13 protein-coding genes are annotated in these 16905 nt (G+C 53.1%); all 13 read left to right on the top strand.

Annotation, left to right across the window (positions count from 1 at the left end):
* Positions 1–287 precede the first annotated feature (287 nt).
* Positions 288–2306, top strand: coding sequence for a hypothetical protein (locus tag BN348_RS11940; RefSeq protein ID WP_040198261.1), 2019 nt, complete (start codon positions 288–290; stop codon positions 2304–2306).
* 96 nt (positions 2307–2402) lie between these two features.
* Positions 2403–3443 carry a cohesin domain-containing protein gene (locus BN348_RS11935; protein ID WP_197068349.1) on the top strand — a complete coding sequence of 347 codons (1041 nt, stop codon included), beginning with the start codon at positions 2403–2405 and terminating at the stop codon, positions 3441–3443.
* Between the two features lie 156 nt (positions 3444–3599).
* A complete protein-coding gene (locus BN348_RS11930; RefSeq protein ID WP_156136512.1) occupies positions 3600–5075 on the top strand; it encodes a hypothetical protein in 1476 nt (491 codons plus the stop codon).
* Positions 5076–5419: 344 nt separating this feature from the next.
* Positions 5420–7207 carry an indolepyruvate ferredoxin oxidoreductase subunit alpha gene (iorA, locus tag BN348_RS11925; RefSeq protein ID WP_040198258.1) on the top strand — a complete coding sequence of 596 codons (1788 nt, stop codon included), beginning with the start codon at positions 5420–5422 and terminating at the stop codon, positions 7205–7207.
* On the top strand, positions 7200–7790 hold the full coding sequence (locus BN348_RS11920; RefSeq protein WP_040198257.1) for an indolepyruvate oxidoreductase subunit beta: 591 nt from the start codon (positions 7200–7202) through the stop codon (positions 7788–7790). The genes iorA and BN348_RS11920 overlap by 8 nt, the downstream gene beginning before the upstream one ends.
* Before the next feature lie 3 nt (positions 7791–7793).
* Positions 7794–9029 carry a phenylacetate--CoA ligase family protein gene (locus tag BN348_RS11915; protein WP_040198256.1) on the top strand — a complete coding sequence of 412 codons (1236 nt, stop codon included), beginning with the start codon at positions 7794–7796 and terminating at the stop codon, positions 9027–9029.
* A 452-nt stretch (positions 9030–9481) separates the two neighbouring features.
* Complete coding sequence (locus BN348_RS11910; protein WP_040198255.1) at positions 9482–10369, top strand: metallophosphoesterase; 888 nt, start codon at positions 9482–9484, stop codon at positions 10367–10369.
* 224 nt (positions 10370–10593) lie between these two features.
* Positions 10594–11559: an alpha/beta hydrolase gene (locus BN348_RS11905; RefSeq protein WP_040198254.1), complete on the top strand. Its 966-nt coding sequence runs from the start codon at positions 10594–10596 to the stop codon at positions 11557–11559.
* Positions 11525–12799 (top strand): hypothetical protein, encoded by a 1275-nt coding sequence (locus tag BN348_RS11900; protein WP_040198253.1) that lies wholly within the window; start codon positions 11525–11527, stop codon positions 12797–12799. The genes BN348_RS11905 and BN348_RS11900 overlap by 35 nt, the downstream gene beginning before the upstream one ends.
* Positions 12800–12961: 162 nt before the next feature.
* Positions 12962–13465, top strand: a complete 504-nt coding sequence (locus BN348_RS11895) for a Type 1 glutamine amidotransferase-like domain-containing protein (RefSeq protein WP_242844346.1) — start codon at positions 12962–12964, stop codon at positions 13463–13465.
* A gap of 351 nt (positions 13466–13816) precedes the next feature.
* Complete coding sequence (locus BN348_RS11890; protein WP_040198252.1) at positions 13817–14482, top strand: DUF6320 domain-containing protein; 666 nt, start codon at positions 13817–13819, stop codon at positions 14480–14482.
* Positions 14483–14566: 84 nt separating this feature from the next.
* A complete protein-coding gene (locus tag BN348_RS11885; protein ID WP_040198251.1) occupies positions 14567–15118 on the top strand; it encodes a helix-turn-helix domain-containing protein in 552 nt (183 codons plus the stop codon).
* Positions 15119–15150: 32 nt separating this feature from the next.
* The gene (locus tag BN348_RS11880) at positions 15151–16812 is read left to right on the top strand and encodes an AMP-binding protein (protein ID WP_040198250.1); all 1662 of its coding nucleotides are present in this window, start codon (positions 15151–15153) and stop codon (positions 16810–16812) included.
* Positions 16813–16905: the final 93 nt, after the last annotated feature.

Below are 16905 nucleotides of genomic sequence, written 5' to 3'. Positions count from 1 at the left end.
GGAAGAATCCAAGAAAAAGTGTACAAGATCTGATACGGTAAATTGTACAGAATGCAGATAGATTCGGTACTATTCCCATATTGTCTATTGAAATTGACAGGAAAACAGGAAAATAATATAAAATTCAGACCTGAAATTGACGTTCACGGATTATGAAAAAGTAATATCTATAATTGACAAAAAACGCAAAGTGTAGTACACTGTTTATAGACACTGTACCATAAAAATATGATACAGTTATGTGTGTATATGGAAGGGAAAAGCTGTTTCGAAAGGGGATAGATTGAATGAAATTGAAGAGGTACATAGCGGCAGTAATTGCGGCTGCCGTGGCAACAGCCTCTCTGTCTGTCAGCGCGTTTGCACTGGCGCAGGGCCGTCCCAGCAAAAATGATTTGGTGGTCTCCAGCAGGACCGAAAAGGAATACTATAAATCCGGAGACACTGTCAAGATCATCTATTCGGCCGATATACAGGGCACGACAAACAATGTGGGCATCAACGTGTATCAGTTTATGCTGGATTACAACGCGCAGCTTCTTTCAAGAGAGGGAGCGAAGGCGACAAGCCTGAACACCTTGACTGGAAGCGGCGCGGAACATACGAAGTTCGCGGATATGTATTTTGCCGGGGCGAGCGGCATCATGATTTTAGGTGAGGATCAGAATTCCAAAGTGGTCAACCCGGTAAAAGGCGACGACTTCATGGCGCTGGAATTCACATTAAACGGCGACGTGTCGGCTGATACAGAGCAATCCTTTAACGACATTATATCGATTCGTCCCAAGGGAACCAATATGATGGTTTACTATCCGGACGGCGTACAGACCAGTAAAGATGAGGACCAGGTTTCATTCGAATTCTCGCAAGCATCTCCAAGTCCATACCGATTGACGGAAGGCGCCCGGGCCGCTGTGAAGATCGACAATGTGAAACCGGTTATCAAGCTGAACGGACAGGCCTACGAGGGCGATGTGGCCAAGCTGTTTGTGGACAATGTGACGGTTTCGGTGGATGAGAACCATCTGGAATCCATCATGCTGAACGGCATGCCGATTGAAAACGGCTCGATCATCACCGAAGACGGCGATTATACGCTGGTTGCAACCGACAAAGCGGGCAACCAGACAAGTGTAGCCTTTACAAAAGATGCTTCCGCGCCTACCATCTGGGGCGTTGAAGATGGAAAATACTACAACGTGGATGTCTATCCCAAATACAGCGAAGGCACCGCACTGCTGAACGGCCAGCCGTTTGTCAGCGGCGACAAGGTCAGCGAAGAGGGAAGCTACACGTTAACCGTCACCAAGGAAAATGGGAAGACCGTTTCGGTCAGCTTTGTCATTGACAAAACTCAGCCAACAATCAACCTTGAAACGGTGGATGAGCAGAATCAGTCGAGAAACCCGGTCAAAGTGACCTATTCAGATGAAAATCTCGCCTCTGCTTTTGTAAATGATCAACCGTTTGAAAGTGGTACGGTATTCAATGAGCCAGGCTCCTATTTCGTAGTGGTGGCTGATTTGGCTGGAAATGAAAGGATCCGCAGGTTTGAGATTGTGTCGGATGAGTTGAATGATTTAGACGTCACATTCTATTGGGCGGATACCAACGAACCGATTAATTTGAGCAAAAACGTGCCGATATTTGATGGCACTTACTACTTTAAAGATGATATCTATGTCACCTTCAATTCGGTTGAAGGCGTCAGCAGCCTTTTGAATGGAAACGCATATGAAAGCAAAACCACCATCGGCGGCGAAGGTGCGTATGAGCTTGCGTTTACCGGAAATTCGGAACTGGCTGTATCCTATCGCTTTGTCGTGGATAAAACCGCACCGACGGTTACCGGTGTGGAAGACGGCGGCAGCTACAGCGAACCGGTCACCATTCAGTTCAGCGATACAAACCTTTGGAATGCTTTCTTGAACACCGATGGAACCGATGAGCCTGAAGAAGTCGTTTCCGGTGTTGTTGTCGATCAGGATGGCAACTACATTCTGACGGTAACCGACAAAGCAGGCAACCAGACAGTTGTAAAATTTGCCTATAACGAGGATGCGTCTTCATCAGATACTTCCTCCGACACTTCGTCCGATACGTCTTCGGATACTTCCTCCGACACCTCATCCAAGGATGAATCCTCTGGATCGGCTGATTCGTCGGCCGGCTCCAGCAGTTCAGCCAGCAAACCCAACCCGCCGACTGGCGGCGGCAGTATGGGACTTCTTTCTGCAAGCGCGTTGGTGGTTGGATTGGCAGCGGTTGCGGCAGTGACCTTTAAAAAGAGAAGCCGTAAAGATTAATCCATTCGATCACTTATAAATCGAGGGTGTGTTTTATTTAAACGATAAATAAAATACAAAGCAGGTATGAGGGGTGCCTGCCGGAAAGAGGTAGCTATGTTTAAAAAGTGGAATGGTCGCATTTTAGCAAGCACATTGGCAGCATTGGTGATTACGACAGCCGTGGGAGTCGTTCCGGCGCTGGCGGCGGAAAATGTCAATTTGGAGTATGCCGTCAGCAACACGGACCTGAAACCAAACGACACGTTCAAAGTCGATGCAAAGGTGACAAACTTCAAACAGGCGGCGCCGAACGGTTCATTGGGATTTCAGTTTGAATACAAATTTGATTATACCAACCTTGAATTTGTAGGCAGCAGCAGTTCACTGTTGGGAAGCAGTTTGGATGCGCGGATGTCACGGAACCAGTTGGTGGTTCTTTACATGCCGATAAATGGGCTGGATCCTTTGATGCCGACAGATGGAAATCTGTTTACACTGGAATTTAAGGTCAAAGACAACGCTGTCAACGGCGATTACAGCATTCAATTGAGCACAGACTCGGCTTTTCTTGGAAATAATCCGGCAAATCAAAGCGATCTGGTTAACTTGGAGGTTTCCGGTCAGCCTATCAGCGTCAAGGTGGAAGGCGGCTTGGATCATCGCGATGATCCGGAAAACCCGGATGGCGACGATGGCGACGGTACATCGGGCGGACAGTCCGAGTATACAAGCAAGGGCAAGCCGGGTGAGACGGCCAGCATGACATCCAATGTATCCGGCCCGAAGGGCGACGGAGATGGAGCCGGCGGAGCCGATGGTACGACACACAAATACGAAACCGTAGAAGAGACAGATGTATCTTTGGCTGAAGGGGAGACCATCTCCACAGCGGAAGACGGCATCAAATACATTGTCGACGCAAACGGCAACATTAAGAAAGAGATTGTCAGCGACGGCAACAGGGGACCCGCTTCCTCAAACGGCGCAATGATCGCGGTGATCATTGTCATTGTGCTGGTCTTGGCGGCAGGCGGCGGATATGCCCTGTACTACTATAAATTCAGAAAACCGAAGGATCCTTTCGCAGCATCCTCCAACCCGGATTTGCATGTGGATGATCATTCATCCGACAGCCAGGATTCCTCCGAACAGTAGATTCTACATAACAGAGAGAAAAGAAAGTTCATTTGTGGTCAAGTCGGTGAAAGTTTCCCAATGGTGGGCCGGCAGGGCTCCTGCAGGCAAGGGGAAATGACACTGTACTATCAATAAAAATCTAAAAAACTACAAAGAAAAGAGGAGATCAAGACTATGTTTAAAAAGAAAGTAGTAAGTCTTTTGTGTGCAGCGGCTTTAACCGTGACCTCGTTCAGCGGTGTGGCCTTTGCAGAAGAGCCGGGCAACGCTCCATTGATCAACCTGATCCCTGTCAATGATACGGTTCAGCCGTACGAGGATGCGGAGTATTATTTGTCTCTGAACATTCCGGAAGGTGTCACCCTTGCAGGTGCACAGATTATGCTTGATGACTCCAATGCGGATTACACCTTTAGTGATTTCGTACCGGGCATCGATATGGACGAGATCGTTTGGCAGGACAATGGCAACAATGTTGTGTTCTTGCTGAGTGGATCGGATCTTGCGATGGATTCTTACGGAGGTGAGGTTGAACTCGGCGTTGTCAAGTTTGATAAAGTTGACAGCACTACAGAGGGATCCTACACCCCGTCTATCGTCTATTATGAGACAGACAATCCAACCGTTAGTACTACACCAGGTGCGACAGAAGTTAAATTGGAAAAAGGCACTGTGCTGCCTGTCGAATCTGCATTCTCCGCAGAAATCAGCATCGACGCAAATGACGTTGCCGAGATGGCATATGATTACAATGTGAATCTGAAGCTTGACAACGCAGCGGAACTGGCAGAGAATGAACATGGCATCGCGAGTTTGCAGTTTGACATCAACTATGATGATTCCAAATTCATCTTTAACAAAGCGACTGAGCTTGCAGCAGGCGTGGAAGCATATGAAGTTTCCGAAGGCGTTGTTCGTGTTGCGGCGATTGTTACCGACGATAACCCGATCGAAGATTATGGTATGTTCATCGCTTCCCTTCGTTTCAAAGCGCTGGTTGATTCTGCAGTAAGCACTTCTTCCTTTACATTTGCAAACGAAGAAGCTGGTTGGGCAAACATGGAAAACCTTACGTTTGGCGAAATGGCTGTTGCAAGTGAAGACAAAGACGTCGAATTGAAGAGAGACGCTATCGATGCGCTGCTTGTTGAGACAGAGGGCGTAGCGATCCATGCGGATTACAGCAAGGTCGACGTCACCAGCGGTCAGCAGGATTTCAATGCCGATGCAGTTTTTGACGCTGAAGCAGTTGCGGCAGGCGATTTCGATCTGTCTGTTGTGGATGTGAACGGCGGAAACCTGATTGGTACAACCAGCCGCTTTGTCATGACCGGTTCTGTAATCAGAAATGAAGGCGCTCCGGATAATTATGGTGTCGCATCGGAAAAGATTGTTTTTGATATCTATAACATGATGATGAGAATCAAAGGCGATGTTTCTTTGAATGGTAATGCCATGAGCATTGTCAATATTTCTGACCTGAGTGCGCTCAAGGGCTTCATTCTGAGCTATGATCATTCTTGGGAAACATATGGCGAGGATATCCAGTGGGCAGCTACCAACATTGCTTATCCGGATAGAAACAGCGATAAGGTCTTTGTTTATGACCTGGTCGCAGCCAAGAGCATCATTCTGAATTCTGCTGAGTAATTGGCAGTTACTGTTAAAACACTGAAAACTTGACTTACTACTTAGGAAAGTTTTTTTGAAAATTACGATTTGACCAGCAGGGGCTTCCGGCTATTTGGCCGGAAGCCCCTGATCTTTGTTGTTGCAGTCTAAAATCTCCGGAATCGTTCATTTGCTGGTGGGCTCCTATTGTATGGCACATCATAAGACATACGAAGTGTAAACGCAGGAAGAAATATGGCCGGAACCAAATATCCGCCGTGACTTTTTCTAGAAAAATGCCTGAAATCTGCGGATATGATTTGAAAAAACCGGTGAAAAGGCGTATAATAAAAAGGATTCTAGAAACGACTGGAGGAAACAATGTGGGTAAACAACTCTTGATGGGTAACGAGGCGATTGGTCTCGGTGCGATACATGCGGGGGTGGATGTCGTCTGTGGGTACCCGGGCACCCCGTCGACAGAAATCCTCGAAACGGTTGCTAAGAACAACCCGGGGGACGTCTATGTGGAATGGTCCACGAATGAGAAGGCCGCTCTTGAGGTCGGCGCGGGTGCGGCGTATGCCGGACGGCGCGTGCTGGTCACCATGAAGCAGGTGGGGCTCAACGTCGCCTCCGATCCGCTGATGAGTCTGGCTTATATCGGCGTAAAGGGCGGCATGGTCATCGCCGTCGCGGACGATCCGGGCCCGATCTCCTCGCAGACCGAGCAGGATACCCGGCACTTCGCGCACTTCTCCAAGCTGCCGGTCTTCGACCCAAGCTCGCCCGAAGAGGCGTACGAGATGATCGGCGACGCGTTTGACTACTCGGAAAAATATCACACGCCGGTGCTGTTCCGTCCCACAACGCGCGTCTGCCACGCCTGTGCGTCGATTGAGGTGAAGCCGCGCAGAACGAAGGATGTGCCGGAAGGCTTTGTGAAGGATTCCAAGTGGGTGATCTTCCCGCGGCTTTCCTATCAGGCCCATCGAAACATCGAACAGAGAAATCCGCAGATCGGCGAGGACTTCAGCGGTTACCGGTTCAACTACATATGCGGCAGCGGAAAAAAAGGCGTCGTATCCGGCGGCATCAGCTATGCCTACACCTGTGAGGCGCTGGGAGAGACGCCGGTCAGGCTGATGAAAATTTCCACCCCGTATCCGTTCCCGGAAAAGCTTGCGCTGCAGTTCCTGGAGGGACTTGACGAGGTGCTGGTTGTCGAAGAGCTGGATCCGGTGCTGGAACGGGAACTGATCTATCTGTGCGGCAAGCATCATCTGCCGGTGACCGTCAAAGGAAAGCTGACCGGAGACATCCAGCCGGCAGGGGAGAACACCGTCGCCTCCGTCAGAGGAGCGCTGGAACGCTTCCTCGGCCTGGAGACTTCGGCCATGCAGCCCATTGAGAAGCCGGACCTGCCGATACGTCCGCCCGTCCTGTGTGCGGGGTGCCCGCACCGCGCGTCCTTCTATGCCGTCAAGCAGGCGATGAAGAGCCGAAAGGCGGTTTTCTCCGGCGATATCGGCTGCTACACACTGGGCAACGCGGCGCCGCTTGGGATGGTGGACACCTGCCTGTGCATGGGCGCGGGCGTGACGGTGGCGCAGGGTCTGCACCGGGCTCAGCCGGATGCGGTCAACTTTGCGTTCATCGGTGATTCCACCTTCTTCGCTTCCGGCATCACCGGTGTGGTCAACGCGGTCTACAATGAGACCGATATCGTGCTGATCGTGCTGGACAATTCCACCACGGCTATGACCGGCCATCAGCCGCATCCGGGAACCGGCGTGACGATGATGGGAGAGGTCTCCCAGAAGATCAGCATCCCGGCAGTGCTGGAAGCGATCGGCGTGAAAAGCGTCGTGACGGTCGACCCGCTGGACTTGGAAAAGGCGGTCGATGCGGTCAAAACTGCCGCGGAGCTGAAGGGCGTTTCGGCGGTCATCTTCAAATCGCCGTGTATCGCGGTCACAAAACCCGCGCCGCTTTACCATGTGGATGAAGAGAAGTGCATTGGATGTAAAAAATGTATCCGGGAGCTTGGCTGCCCGGCGATTGTATATAAAGGAAACAAGGCGTATATCGAACCGTCGCTCTGCTATGGATGTTCCATCTGCAGCCAGGTCTGTCCGGTCGGCGCGATTGGAGGTGCACAGCATGAATAAGAACATCCTGTTGTCCGGCGTTGGCGGACAGGGAACGGTGCTGGCTTCCAAGCTGCTCGCACAGGCGGCGATGAATCGCGGAGAATTCGCGCGCACCGCCGAAACGATCGGCATGGCGCAGCGCGGCGGATGCGTGGTCAGCCATGTACGGATCGGCGATGTGATCCATTCCCCGCTGATTCCACAAGGGGGCGCGGATATGATCATCGGTTTTGAACCGGCTGAGGCGGTCCGCTGTCTCGATTTTCTGAAGCCCGGCGGCGTGGTGGTCGTGAGCAGTAAGGCGATTGCGCCGATCACGGCATCCCTGAGCGGTTCGGATTACAGCGGGGAGGAGATGCTCAGCTTTCTGAAAGAGGGGGTGGAGCGCCTGCTGATCCTGGATGCCGAACCGATCTGTGAAAGCTGCGGCACCGCCAAGGTGCTGAATGTCGCGCTGCTCGGCGCGGCGCTTTCCACCGGCGTACTGGAGCTCTCCATCGATGAGATGAAGCGGACCATTACAGAGCGCGTGCCCGAACGATTTGCCGAGATGAACCTGAAAGCGCTCGCGCTGGGCGCGGCATCAGGGATGGAGGAATAAGCCATGCAGATGAAACAATCCCAGTTCGACCTGATCAAGCGGCAGTTAAAACGGCTGACCGCGGTTGAAGGCGGGTTCTACCAGAAGAAATTTGAGGGCATCGATATCGACGGGATCCAGACGCAGTCGGATTTTGAAAAGCTCCCGTTTTCCTGGAAAGGGGACCTGCGCGAAGCGTATCCGCTCGGACTGCAGGCTGTCCCGGATGAGGAGATTGTCCGCATCCATTCGTCCTCCGGCACGACCGGCACACCGGTCATCATCCCATATACACAGCGGGATGTTGAGGACTGGGCGATTATGTTTAAACGCTGTTATGAGACTGCGGGCGTCACGAAGCTGGACCGCATCCATATCACGCCGGGATACGGGCTTTGGACGGCCGGCATCGGCTTTCAGGCCGGCGCGGAGCTGCTCGGCGCGATGGCGATCCCGATGGGGCCGGGCAACACCGACAAACAGCTGCGCATGATGATGGATTTGAAGAGCACGGTGCTGACCGCGACCTCCTCCTATGCGCTTCTGCTGGCGGAGGAGATTGCAAAGCGCGGCATCGGCGAGAGGATTCATCTGCGCAAGGGCCTGATCGGATCGGAGCGCTGGGGCGAAAAGATGCGGAAACGCATCGCCGCGGAGCTGGGCGTCCAGCTCTATGACATCTATGGCCTGACCGAGATCTACGGCCCCGGCATCGGCATCAGCTGCGACGATGAGAGCGGCATGCACTACTGGGACGACTACATCTATTGTGAAATTGTCGATCCGAAAACCGGCGAGATTGTACCGGATGGTGAGATCGGTGAACTGGTCATCACGACGCTGCGCAAGGAAGGCGCGCCGCTGATCCGGTACCGCACGCATGATCTGACAAGATTTGTGCTGGGAGACTGTGCATGCGGCAGCCAATATCCGCGAATCGACACATTAATCGGCCGGACCGATGATATGATAAAGGTCAAAGGCGTCAACATCTTCCCAAGCCAGATCGATGAGCTGCTGCGGGATATTGAAGGCGCATCCAGCGAATATCAGGTCATGATCGACCATCTGAACGGCAAGGATATTCTGACGCTGTTTGTGGAGCGCGAAAAGGGCGCCGACAGTGAACAGCTCGAGCATGAAATCCATCGTCGCTTTAAGCTCAAGATCGGTATCACAATTGTGCCGAAGGCGGTCGGCATCGGCGATCTGCCGAGAAGTGAAAAAAAATCCACCAGAATCTTTGACAATCGGTATTGATTCGACTGGAAATTACATATAGTATCGTCATTGAAGCCTGAGCGGTGCCCGTCCGTCGGACGCCGCTCTTGGCAACCCGTTGTGCAGGCATACGGGCGTTTGACAGAATACGGTTCTGCAGAGGATACAGTTCTGTGAAGGCGGCAGTTTTGCAATCAATATTTGGCTGTTTTAAAGCGGATGCAGCAGTACAGTTAAAACAGTAGCCCGATAGACCGTAGACGCCTGCTCAAAAGGACTTCATACTGTCAAAAAACAACGAGATATATCTCAGGAAAATCATAAACAAAAGATGTGGCCATCTGATACATACCTGCCTGTTTCAAAGCGGATGCAGCAGTGCGGTAAAAATGGTAGTCCGACGATAAACCCTCTGCCTGAAAGGGCGGCATTCTATCAGAAAACTATGAGATATGTTCCGAGAAGATCGTGAAAAGAAGAGGAGGATGCGGATGAAGAAACGTCGGAGGGCACGCGGAAAAATTCTGCGCATCCTGCTGCTGATACTGCTGATCGCCGCGCCTTTTTATCTGTATGGGCAGAACCATGACCTGATGCTGTCCCATATCGTGTGCGAAAGCGCGCGGCTGCCCCAAAGCTTTGACGGATTCCGCATCATCCAGGTGTCCGACCTGCACAATGCCCAGTTTGGGGAAAATCAGCGGGACCTGGTCGTCATGACGATCGAGCAGGAACCCGACATCGTGGTGCTGACCGGCGACCTGATCGACAAACGGCGCACGACATCCGAGGATATGGAGACGGCGCTTCACTATGTCCGGGAGATTGTTGCGTATACAGACGTCTATTTTGTCACGGGAAACCATGAGGAGATGTCAGACTATTACGATGAGCTGAAGGAACAGCTGCTGGAATGCGGTGTGACGGTGCTGGAGGATCAATCGGTCAGTCTTGAGCGGGATGGACAGTCCATCCGGCTGGCAGGCGTACGGGATATCGGCACGCTGGGAGAGGAAGGCGAGCCGGGACGTGAGGAGCGGTTCCATGAAAAGCTGAAATCACTGTTTTCAAAAGAGGATGACCGCTATACCATCCTGCTGAACCATCGCCCGAATGATCTCGATTACTGCGCTAAGCTGCCGGTCGACCTGATTCTCAGCGGGCATGCGCACGGCGGACAGATCCGGCTGCCGTTTATCGGCGCTGTATTTGCGCCGGACCAGGGATTCTTTCCGCGCTACACCAGCGGTCTATATGAAAAAGCGGGCACCCAGATGGTCGTGAGCCGCGGCCTTGGCAACAGCCTGTTTCCGTTTCGCGTCGGGAACCGTCCCGAATTGGTCTGCGTCACGCTGAGGAGCGGCACTTCTGAAGAATGAATAACACTCAGCCATCCATGACAGAATGCCGCGAAAGGATACCGGTCTGTATAATAATCATGACGCGGCGCAGGGAAATCCGCCGCACATCAGGATGGCAGATGATGCGGCGTTTCCCAATGATTCCGCTTTGCTGCAGCATACCGCTATAAACCGATGTGCGGCAGGTAAGCCGCGTGCGCTGAGCAGCGTCAGGCTGGCGGAGCAGAATGGAGGAAAAGGCAATGGCGATCAACAAGATGATGCGCGCGGCGCTGAAAGCACTTTCCTACCCCGACATCGATATGAAAAAAAACTACCGCATCGTGCGGCAGTTTGTCAATATCACGCATTCCCATATCCTGAAGCCGTTCGGTTACAAGACCTGGGAACATCGCATCCCGAACGGGGACCACGATATTCCGGTACGCATCTTCACGCCGCCGCATGGGGAGCACGCGCCGATCCTGCTGTTTTTCCACGGCGGCGGATGGGTGACCGGAAACATCGGCAGCTATGACAAGGTCTGCACCAATATGGCGCGCCTGACACAGCACCGCGTCGTGTCGGTCGATTACCGTCTGGCGCCGGAATACCGTTTTCCGGCAGGACTGGAGGACTGTTACCGCGTCGCGCTGGAAATCTTCCGGGACAATTCGCTTTTGGGCGTGGATTCAAAGGACATCACATTGATCGGGGATTCAGCTGGTGCGAACCTGGCCGCCGCTGTCAGCCTGATGGCGCGCGACCGCGGGGAATTCCTGCCGCAGCGGCAGATTCTAATCTATCCGGCGACCCATTTTGACCACACCGAATCCTCTCCGTTTGAGTCGGTGAGGGAAAACGGTACCGATTATCTGCTGACCGCCAAGCGTATCTGCGACTATATGGATTTATACCGTTCGGTGGATGCGGATCTCAGCAATCCCTATTTTGCGCCGCTGATGGCGTCCGACCTGTCCAATCAGCCCAGAACGCTGCTGGTCACAGCCCAATACGACCCGCTGCGGGATGAAGGGGAGGCCTATGGGATGAAGCTGCGGAAGGCCGGCAACGCGGTGGAGATGCACCGGGTCAGGGATGCGCTGCATGGGTTCTTTTCGCTGCCGCCATCCTTTGCGCCGGTACGGGAATGCTATGAATGGATCAACGAATTTTTGAAAGAGGTGAGCACCGATGCCGCGCAGGTCGAGACAGTGGACGAGACTTGACAACGCCGCGAAGATCTTTCCGTCCAACAGCACAAAGCATGACACCAAGGTCTTCCGGTTTGCCTGTGAACTGTATGAGACGGTCGATCCGGCTGTTCTGCAGCAGGCGCTGGACAAAACCATCGAGTTGTTCCCCAACTACCGCTGTATCCTAAAACGGGGCCTGTTCTGGTACTATCTGGAGCAGAGCGACTTAAAGCCGATGGTTCAGAAGGAGAACAAGCCGCCCTGCAGCGAGATCTATGATAAGAATGTCAAGACGCTGTTATTTGAGGTGAGCTTCTACCACCGCCGGATCAATCTGGAGGTCTACCACGCGCTGTCGGATGGGACCGGTGCGCTGCAGTTCCTGCGCATGCTGGTCTTTCACTATCTGACCAAAATGCATGCGGACCGATTTCCGGAGGAACTGCCGCAGATGGATTACGACGCGTCCGACCGGCAGAAGATGGACGACAGCTTCAGCCGGTACTATGCCGGTAAAAATGATAAGGCCGAAGGTAAAGAGAAGCACCGCGTCGCCTACAAGCTGCGCGGCGCAAGGCTTCCGGAAAACCGCATCCGGGTCATCGAGGGCATTATGCCGGTCAAAGAGGTGATCCGTGCGGCACATGCGCATCACGCGACGCTGACGGTCTTTCTGTGCGCCGTGCTGGTGCAGGCCATCCGGGAGGAGATGACGGTGCGGGAGCTTTCAAAGCCGGTTGTGCTGACGGTTCCGGTCAACCTGCGCAACTATTTCGATTCGCAGTCGGCGCGCAATTTCTTCAGCGTCATCAACGTCTGTTACGACTTCAACGAACAGCCCGAAGCCTTTGCGGACATTGTAACGCATCTGGCCGGCCATTTCAAGGAGGAGCTGACCAATGAACGGATGCAGGAACGGCTCAACGAGCTGTTCGCGATTGAAAAGAATCCGTTTGCGCGCATCGCGCCGCTTGCCCTCAAGGATCTCTGTTTAAAGATCGCGCATGACTACACGAACCGCGAAATCACGGCGGCGTTCTCCAACATCGGAAAGGTGGACATGCCCGAAGCGCTGCGGGAATACATCCGTCTGTTCGATGTGTTTGTCAGCACCGACCGGCTGCAGATCTGCATGTGCTCGTTTGAAGAAAACCTGACGCTGAGCTTTACCTCGCCGTTTGTCGGCGCGGATGTGCAGCGGCGTTTCTTCCGGACGCTGACCACGCTGGGCGTGCCGGTGGAGGTGGTGACGAGCCGACTGGATCAGGAGTAAGGGCGTTCAGGCGACGTTCAAGCGGGTGAACACTCACAGGCTGTGTGCTATCGTTGGTCAGATGAACACCGTGTCAGGGTCAGTATCACAGCATCAGAGACAACGCAGGCGCATTGCTCATGGCAACATGAGCACAGCGTCAGAACAGGGAGGGAACAGTCTATGCAGAGACTGTTTTTGGCGTCCTTATTCAAGGATGTTGCAAAAAAGTTTGTAGAGTTTGCAGATGAGGATCTGGCTGGCAAAACGGTAACATTGATTCCGACCGCCGCCATGCCGGATAAAATGCTGAAGTTCCATTTGAAGTACACGAAAAGAATGCTGTCGAAAATGGGGCTTGAAGTGGATGAACTGGAGCTGTCCACGGCGTCAGACTCGGAAATTGCCGGAAAGCTTGAGACAAACGACTACATTTATATAAGCGGCGGCAATACCTTCTATCTGCTGCAGGAATTGAACAGGTCGGGCGCCGGGGATATCATAAAGGCACAGGTCCGTTCAGGAAAGCTGCTGATCGGCGAATCGGCCGGAGCGATTGCGGCGGCTCCCAACATCGCGTATTCGAAGGATATGGACGACCCCAGTGCCGCTCCGCAGCTGAAAAGCTATGACGCTTTAAATCTGATTGATTTTATCCGGTTCCGCATTATAAGAACTTTCCCTTAAAAAAGGCCGCGGATATCATCCTGTCAAAGTATGAAACGAAACTGCCGCTGGTTCCTTTTCGCAATTCGCAGGCGATCCTGGTCGAGGGGACAGAAAAGCGGGTTGTTTGAGGACATGATCATCACGACAGACCGTATCTTATGGCTGTCCGCATCGCGGTGCCGGCCATTGAAAAATATCGCAGTCAGATGAGCGGCAAAAAAGGACCAGGGATTTGAAGCGGGAAACACAGCAAAACATCCATCCATATCGGAAAATGATTGGCGTCTGAATTTTGACCAGGAATACGGCGATAGAAGCCATAGGACTGTGAAAATACCGAAGTATTGCAAAGAGAAGGAGGGATACGGGATGAAACACTGTGAAAAATGCGGCGTGGATGTGGCGGGCGCGCGCGCAAGCTGTCCGCTGTGCCAGGGGGCGCTGTCCGGCGACAGCGATGACCGGCCGGAGACCTTTCCCTATGTGCCGACCATCTACAAACAGCATGGGATGTTTTTAAAAATACTGATCCTGTGTTCTGTCATCATATCGGTCACCGCGCTGGCGGTCAACCTGATGCTTCCGGGCAGCGGCTGGTGGTCGCTGTTTATCGTGGCGGGGGTCGGCTGCGTCTGGATCAGCCTGGCCGTTGCGGTGCGCAAGCGGCGGAATATTCCGAAGAACATGCTGTACCAGGTCGTGGTGCTGTCCGCGCTGGCGGTGCTGTGGGACCTGCTGACCAATTGGCATGGGTGGTCGCTGGACTATGTGGTCCCGTTCCTATGCATTGCCGCCATGACCGTGCTGTCCGTCATTGCAAAGGTGACAAGGTTGCACATCGAGGATCTGATGATCTATTTTGTCATTGTAGCGCTGTTCGGCATTGTGCCGATTATATTCTTCTTTACCGGCTGTCTCAGCGTGATCTATCCGTCGATCATCTGTGTGGCGTCGAGCGTGATTTCACTGGGAGCCCTGCTGGTGTTTGAAGGGGAAAATATGCTGCTGGAGCTTAAACGCAGGCTCCATATCTGATAAAGCAGCATCCATGTCTGATAAAAAAGAGAATACACTGCACAGCAGTTTATCATAGAGACCATGAAGAAAGGAACGAGAACGATGAATCGAGAACTCAATGAAATTGCCTCCCGTATCCGGGAGCTTCGGGAAGCCTGTGACTACACACAGGAGATGCTCGCAAAGGAGCTGGGCATCAGCGTCGAGCAGTACAGAGAGTATGAACAGGTCGGCGAAAACATCCCGATCAGCATCATCTATGAAATCGCCAGCAAATTCGGCGTCGATTTCACCGAGATCATCACCGGCGTCAACGCGAAGCTGGACACCTACCATGTCGTCAAGCGAGGATGCGGACGGAGCGTCGACCGCTATCCCGGCTACCGCTTCGAAGACCTGGCATTCCGGTTTGGCAAGAAGATCATGCAGCCGCTGCTGGTCACGCTGGAACCATCCGACAAGCCGGCGGCGCTGGTCACGCATAAGGGCCAGGAATTCAACCTCGTGCTGGAGGGCAGCGTGGCGGTCGTGTTCGACGACAAGGAGATCATCCTGAATGAAGGGGATTCGATCTATTTCAATCCGACGCATCCGCATGGACAGCGCTGCTTCGGCGATCAGAAGGCCCGGTTTTTGACGGTCATTGCTGAGTAATACATAGAAGGGGAAAGGGAGTCGTTTAGAGTATGTTATTGGATCGATTTTTGCCGAGGATTGAATTTGATTCCTATGAGGATTTTAAAGAAAACTATCAGGTAAACGTGCCGGAGGATTTCAACTTCGGCTTTGATATCGTGGACGCCTGGGCCAAAGAGGACGAAAACAAGATGGCGCTGGTCTGGTGTGACGACCACGGCGGCGAGAAGAAGCTGACCTTTGCGGACATCATGCGGCTGTCCAATCAGACCGTACATTTCTTCAAAAGCATCGGCATCCGCAAGGGGTCGGTGGTCATGCTGATCCTGCGCCGCAGATGGGAGTACTGGATCTGCGCGACCGCGCTGCACAAGCTCGGCGCGGTGCTGATTCCGGGATCGCTGCAGCTGACCAAAAAGGATATCGTCTACCGTTCGAATGCCGCCGGCATCGAGACGGTGATCTGCGTCAACGACGCGTTTGTCATCGAGCAGGTCGAGCGTGCCGTGCAGGAAACCGATAGGATCAAAAACCGCGTTATGGTACAGGATCACCGGGAAGGCTGGCTCAACTTTGAGGATGAGATCGCAAAGTTCCCGCAGGTCTTTGAACGTCCGTCCGGCGATGAGGCGACCAGATGGGACGACACGATGCTGATCTATTTCACCTCCGGCACGACCGGTATGCCGAAGATGGTGCGGCATAATTATTCGTACCCATTGGGCCATATCGTGACCGCAAAGTACTGGCAGCAGGTGCAGGAAAACAAGCTGCATATGAGCGTATCAGATTCCGGCTGGGCCAAATTTGGCTGGGGCAAGATCTATGGGCAATGGATCTGCGGCGCGGTGATCTTTGCCTATGATATGGACAAGTTCATCCCGCTCAAGCTGCTGCAGATTTTGGAGAAATACCGGGTTACGACCTTCTGTGCGCCGCCGACCATGTTCCGGTTCATGCTGCAGGAGGATGTCACAAGGTTTGACCTTTCAAGCATCCAGCACTGCTGTATCGCGGGAGAGCCGCTGAATCCGGAGGTCTTTAAAAGATGGTATGAGCTGACCGGGCTCAAGCTGTATGAGGGCTTCGGCCAGACCGAATCCTCGGTCATGCTGGCGAACTTCCAGTGGTTTGATCCGGTGCCGGGCTCGACCGGAAAGCCGTCCCCGCTGTACAACATCCAGCTGATCGATGAAAAGGACGAGCTATGTGAAGACGGCGATGAAGGACGTATTGTGGTCATGGACATCGATCAGCAGATGCCGACCGGCCTGTTTGTCGGTTACTATCAGAACGAGGAGCTGACCCAGGCGACCCTTGGCGGAAGATATTATGATACCGGCGATGTGGCCTGGCGGGATTCGAACGGCTACTATTGGTTTGTCGGACGCAGCGACGACGTCATCAAGTGTTCAGGTTACCGCATCGGCCCGTTCGAGGTGGAGAGTGCGCTGATCGAACATCCGGCGGTTGTGGAATGCGCGATCACCGCATCGCCCGACCCGATCCGCGGACAGGTCGTCAAGGCGACCATCGTGCTGGCAGCCGGATACACCGGCAGCGACGCGCTCAAAAAAGAGCTGCAGAATCATGTCAAAAAGGCGACCGCGCCGTATAAATATCCGCGCATCATCGAGTTTGTCGATGAGCTGCCCAAAACGCTGGGCGGCAAGATCAAACGCGCACAGATCCGACATGAGGACAGCAAATAAGAGGTGGAATATTGTCTCTTTGCAGGAGAACGATTTATCTGTTTCGCGTCAGACCGCGAAACGTCTGCTGATATACAGCAATTTGAATATAAA

Origin of the sequence: Candidatus Soleaferrea massiliensis AP7, from assembly GCF_000820765.1 — a bacterium.
Taxonomy (GTDB): Bacteria; Bacillota; Clostridia; order Oscillospirales; family Ruminococcaceae; genus Soleaferrea; species Soleaferrea massiliensis.
This window is presented reverse-complemented; position numbering and strand designations above follow the sequence as displayed.

Coding starts and splice junctions, on each gene's coding strand:
- BN348_RS11880 (WP_040198250.1), top strand. CDS start 15,151: ATGTTATTGGATCGATTTTTGCCGAGGATTGAATTTGATTCCTATGAG.
- BN348_RS11910 (WP_040198255.1), top strand. CDS start 9,482: ATGAAGAAACGTCGGAGGGCACGCGGAAAAATTCTGCGCATCCTGCTG.
- BN348_RS11905 (WP_040198254.1), top strand. CDS start 10,594: ATGGCGATCAACAAGATGATGCGCGCGGCGCTGAAAGCACTTTCCTAC.
- BN348_RS11915 (WP_040198256.1), top strand. CDS start 7,794: ATGCAGATGAAACAATCCCAGTTCGACCTGATCAAGCGGCAGTTAAAA.
- BN348_RS11885 (WP_040198251.1), top strand. CDS start 14,567: ATGAATCGAGAACTCAATGAAATTGCCTCCCGTATCCGGGAGCTTCGG.
- BN348_RS11900 (WP_040198253.1), top strand. CDS start 11,525: ATGCCGCGCAGGTCGAGACAGTGGACGAGACTTGACAACGCCGCGAAG.
- BN348_RS11930 (WP_156136512.1), top strand. CDS start 3,600: ATGTTTAAAAAGAAAGTAGTAAGTCTTTTGTGTGCAGCGGCTTTAACC.
- BN348_RS11940 (WP_040198261.1), top strand. CDS start 288: ATGAAATTGAAGAGGTACATAGCGGCAGTAATTGCGGCTGCCGTGGCA.
- BN348_RS11890 (WP_040198252.1), top strand. CDS start 13,817: ATGAAACACTGTGAAAAATGCGGCGTGGATGTGGCGGGCGCGCGCGCA.
- BN348_RS11920 (WP_040198257.1), top strand. CDS start 7,200: ATGAATAAGAACATCCTGTTGTCCGGCGTTGGCGGACAGGGAACGGTG.
- BN348_RS11895 (WP_242844346.1), top strand. CDS start 12,962: ATGCAGAGACTGTTTTTGGCGTCCTTATTCAAGGATGTTGCAAAAAAG.
- BN348_RS11935 (WP_197068349.1), top strand. CDS start 2,403: ATGTTTAAAAAGTGGAATGGTCGCATTTTAGCAAGCACATTGGCAGCA.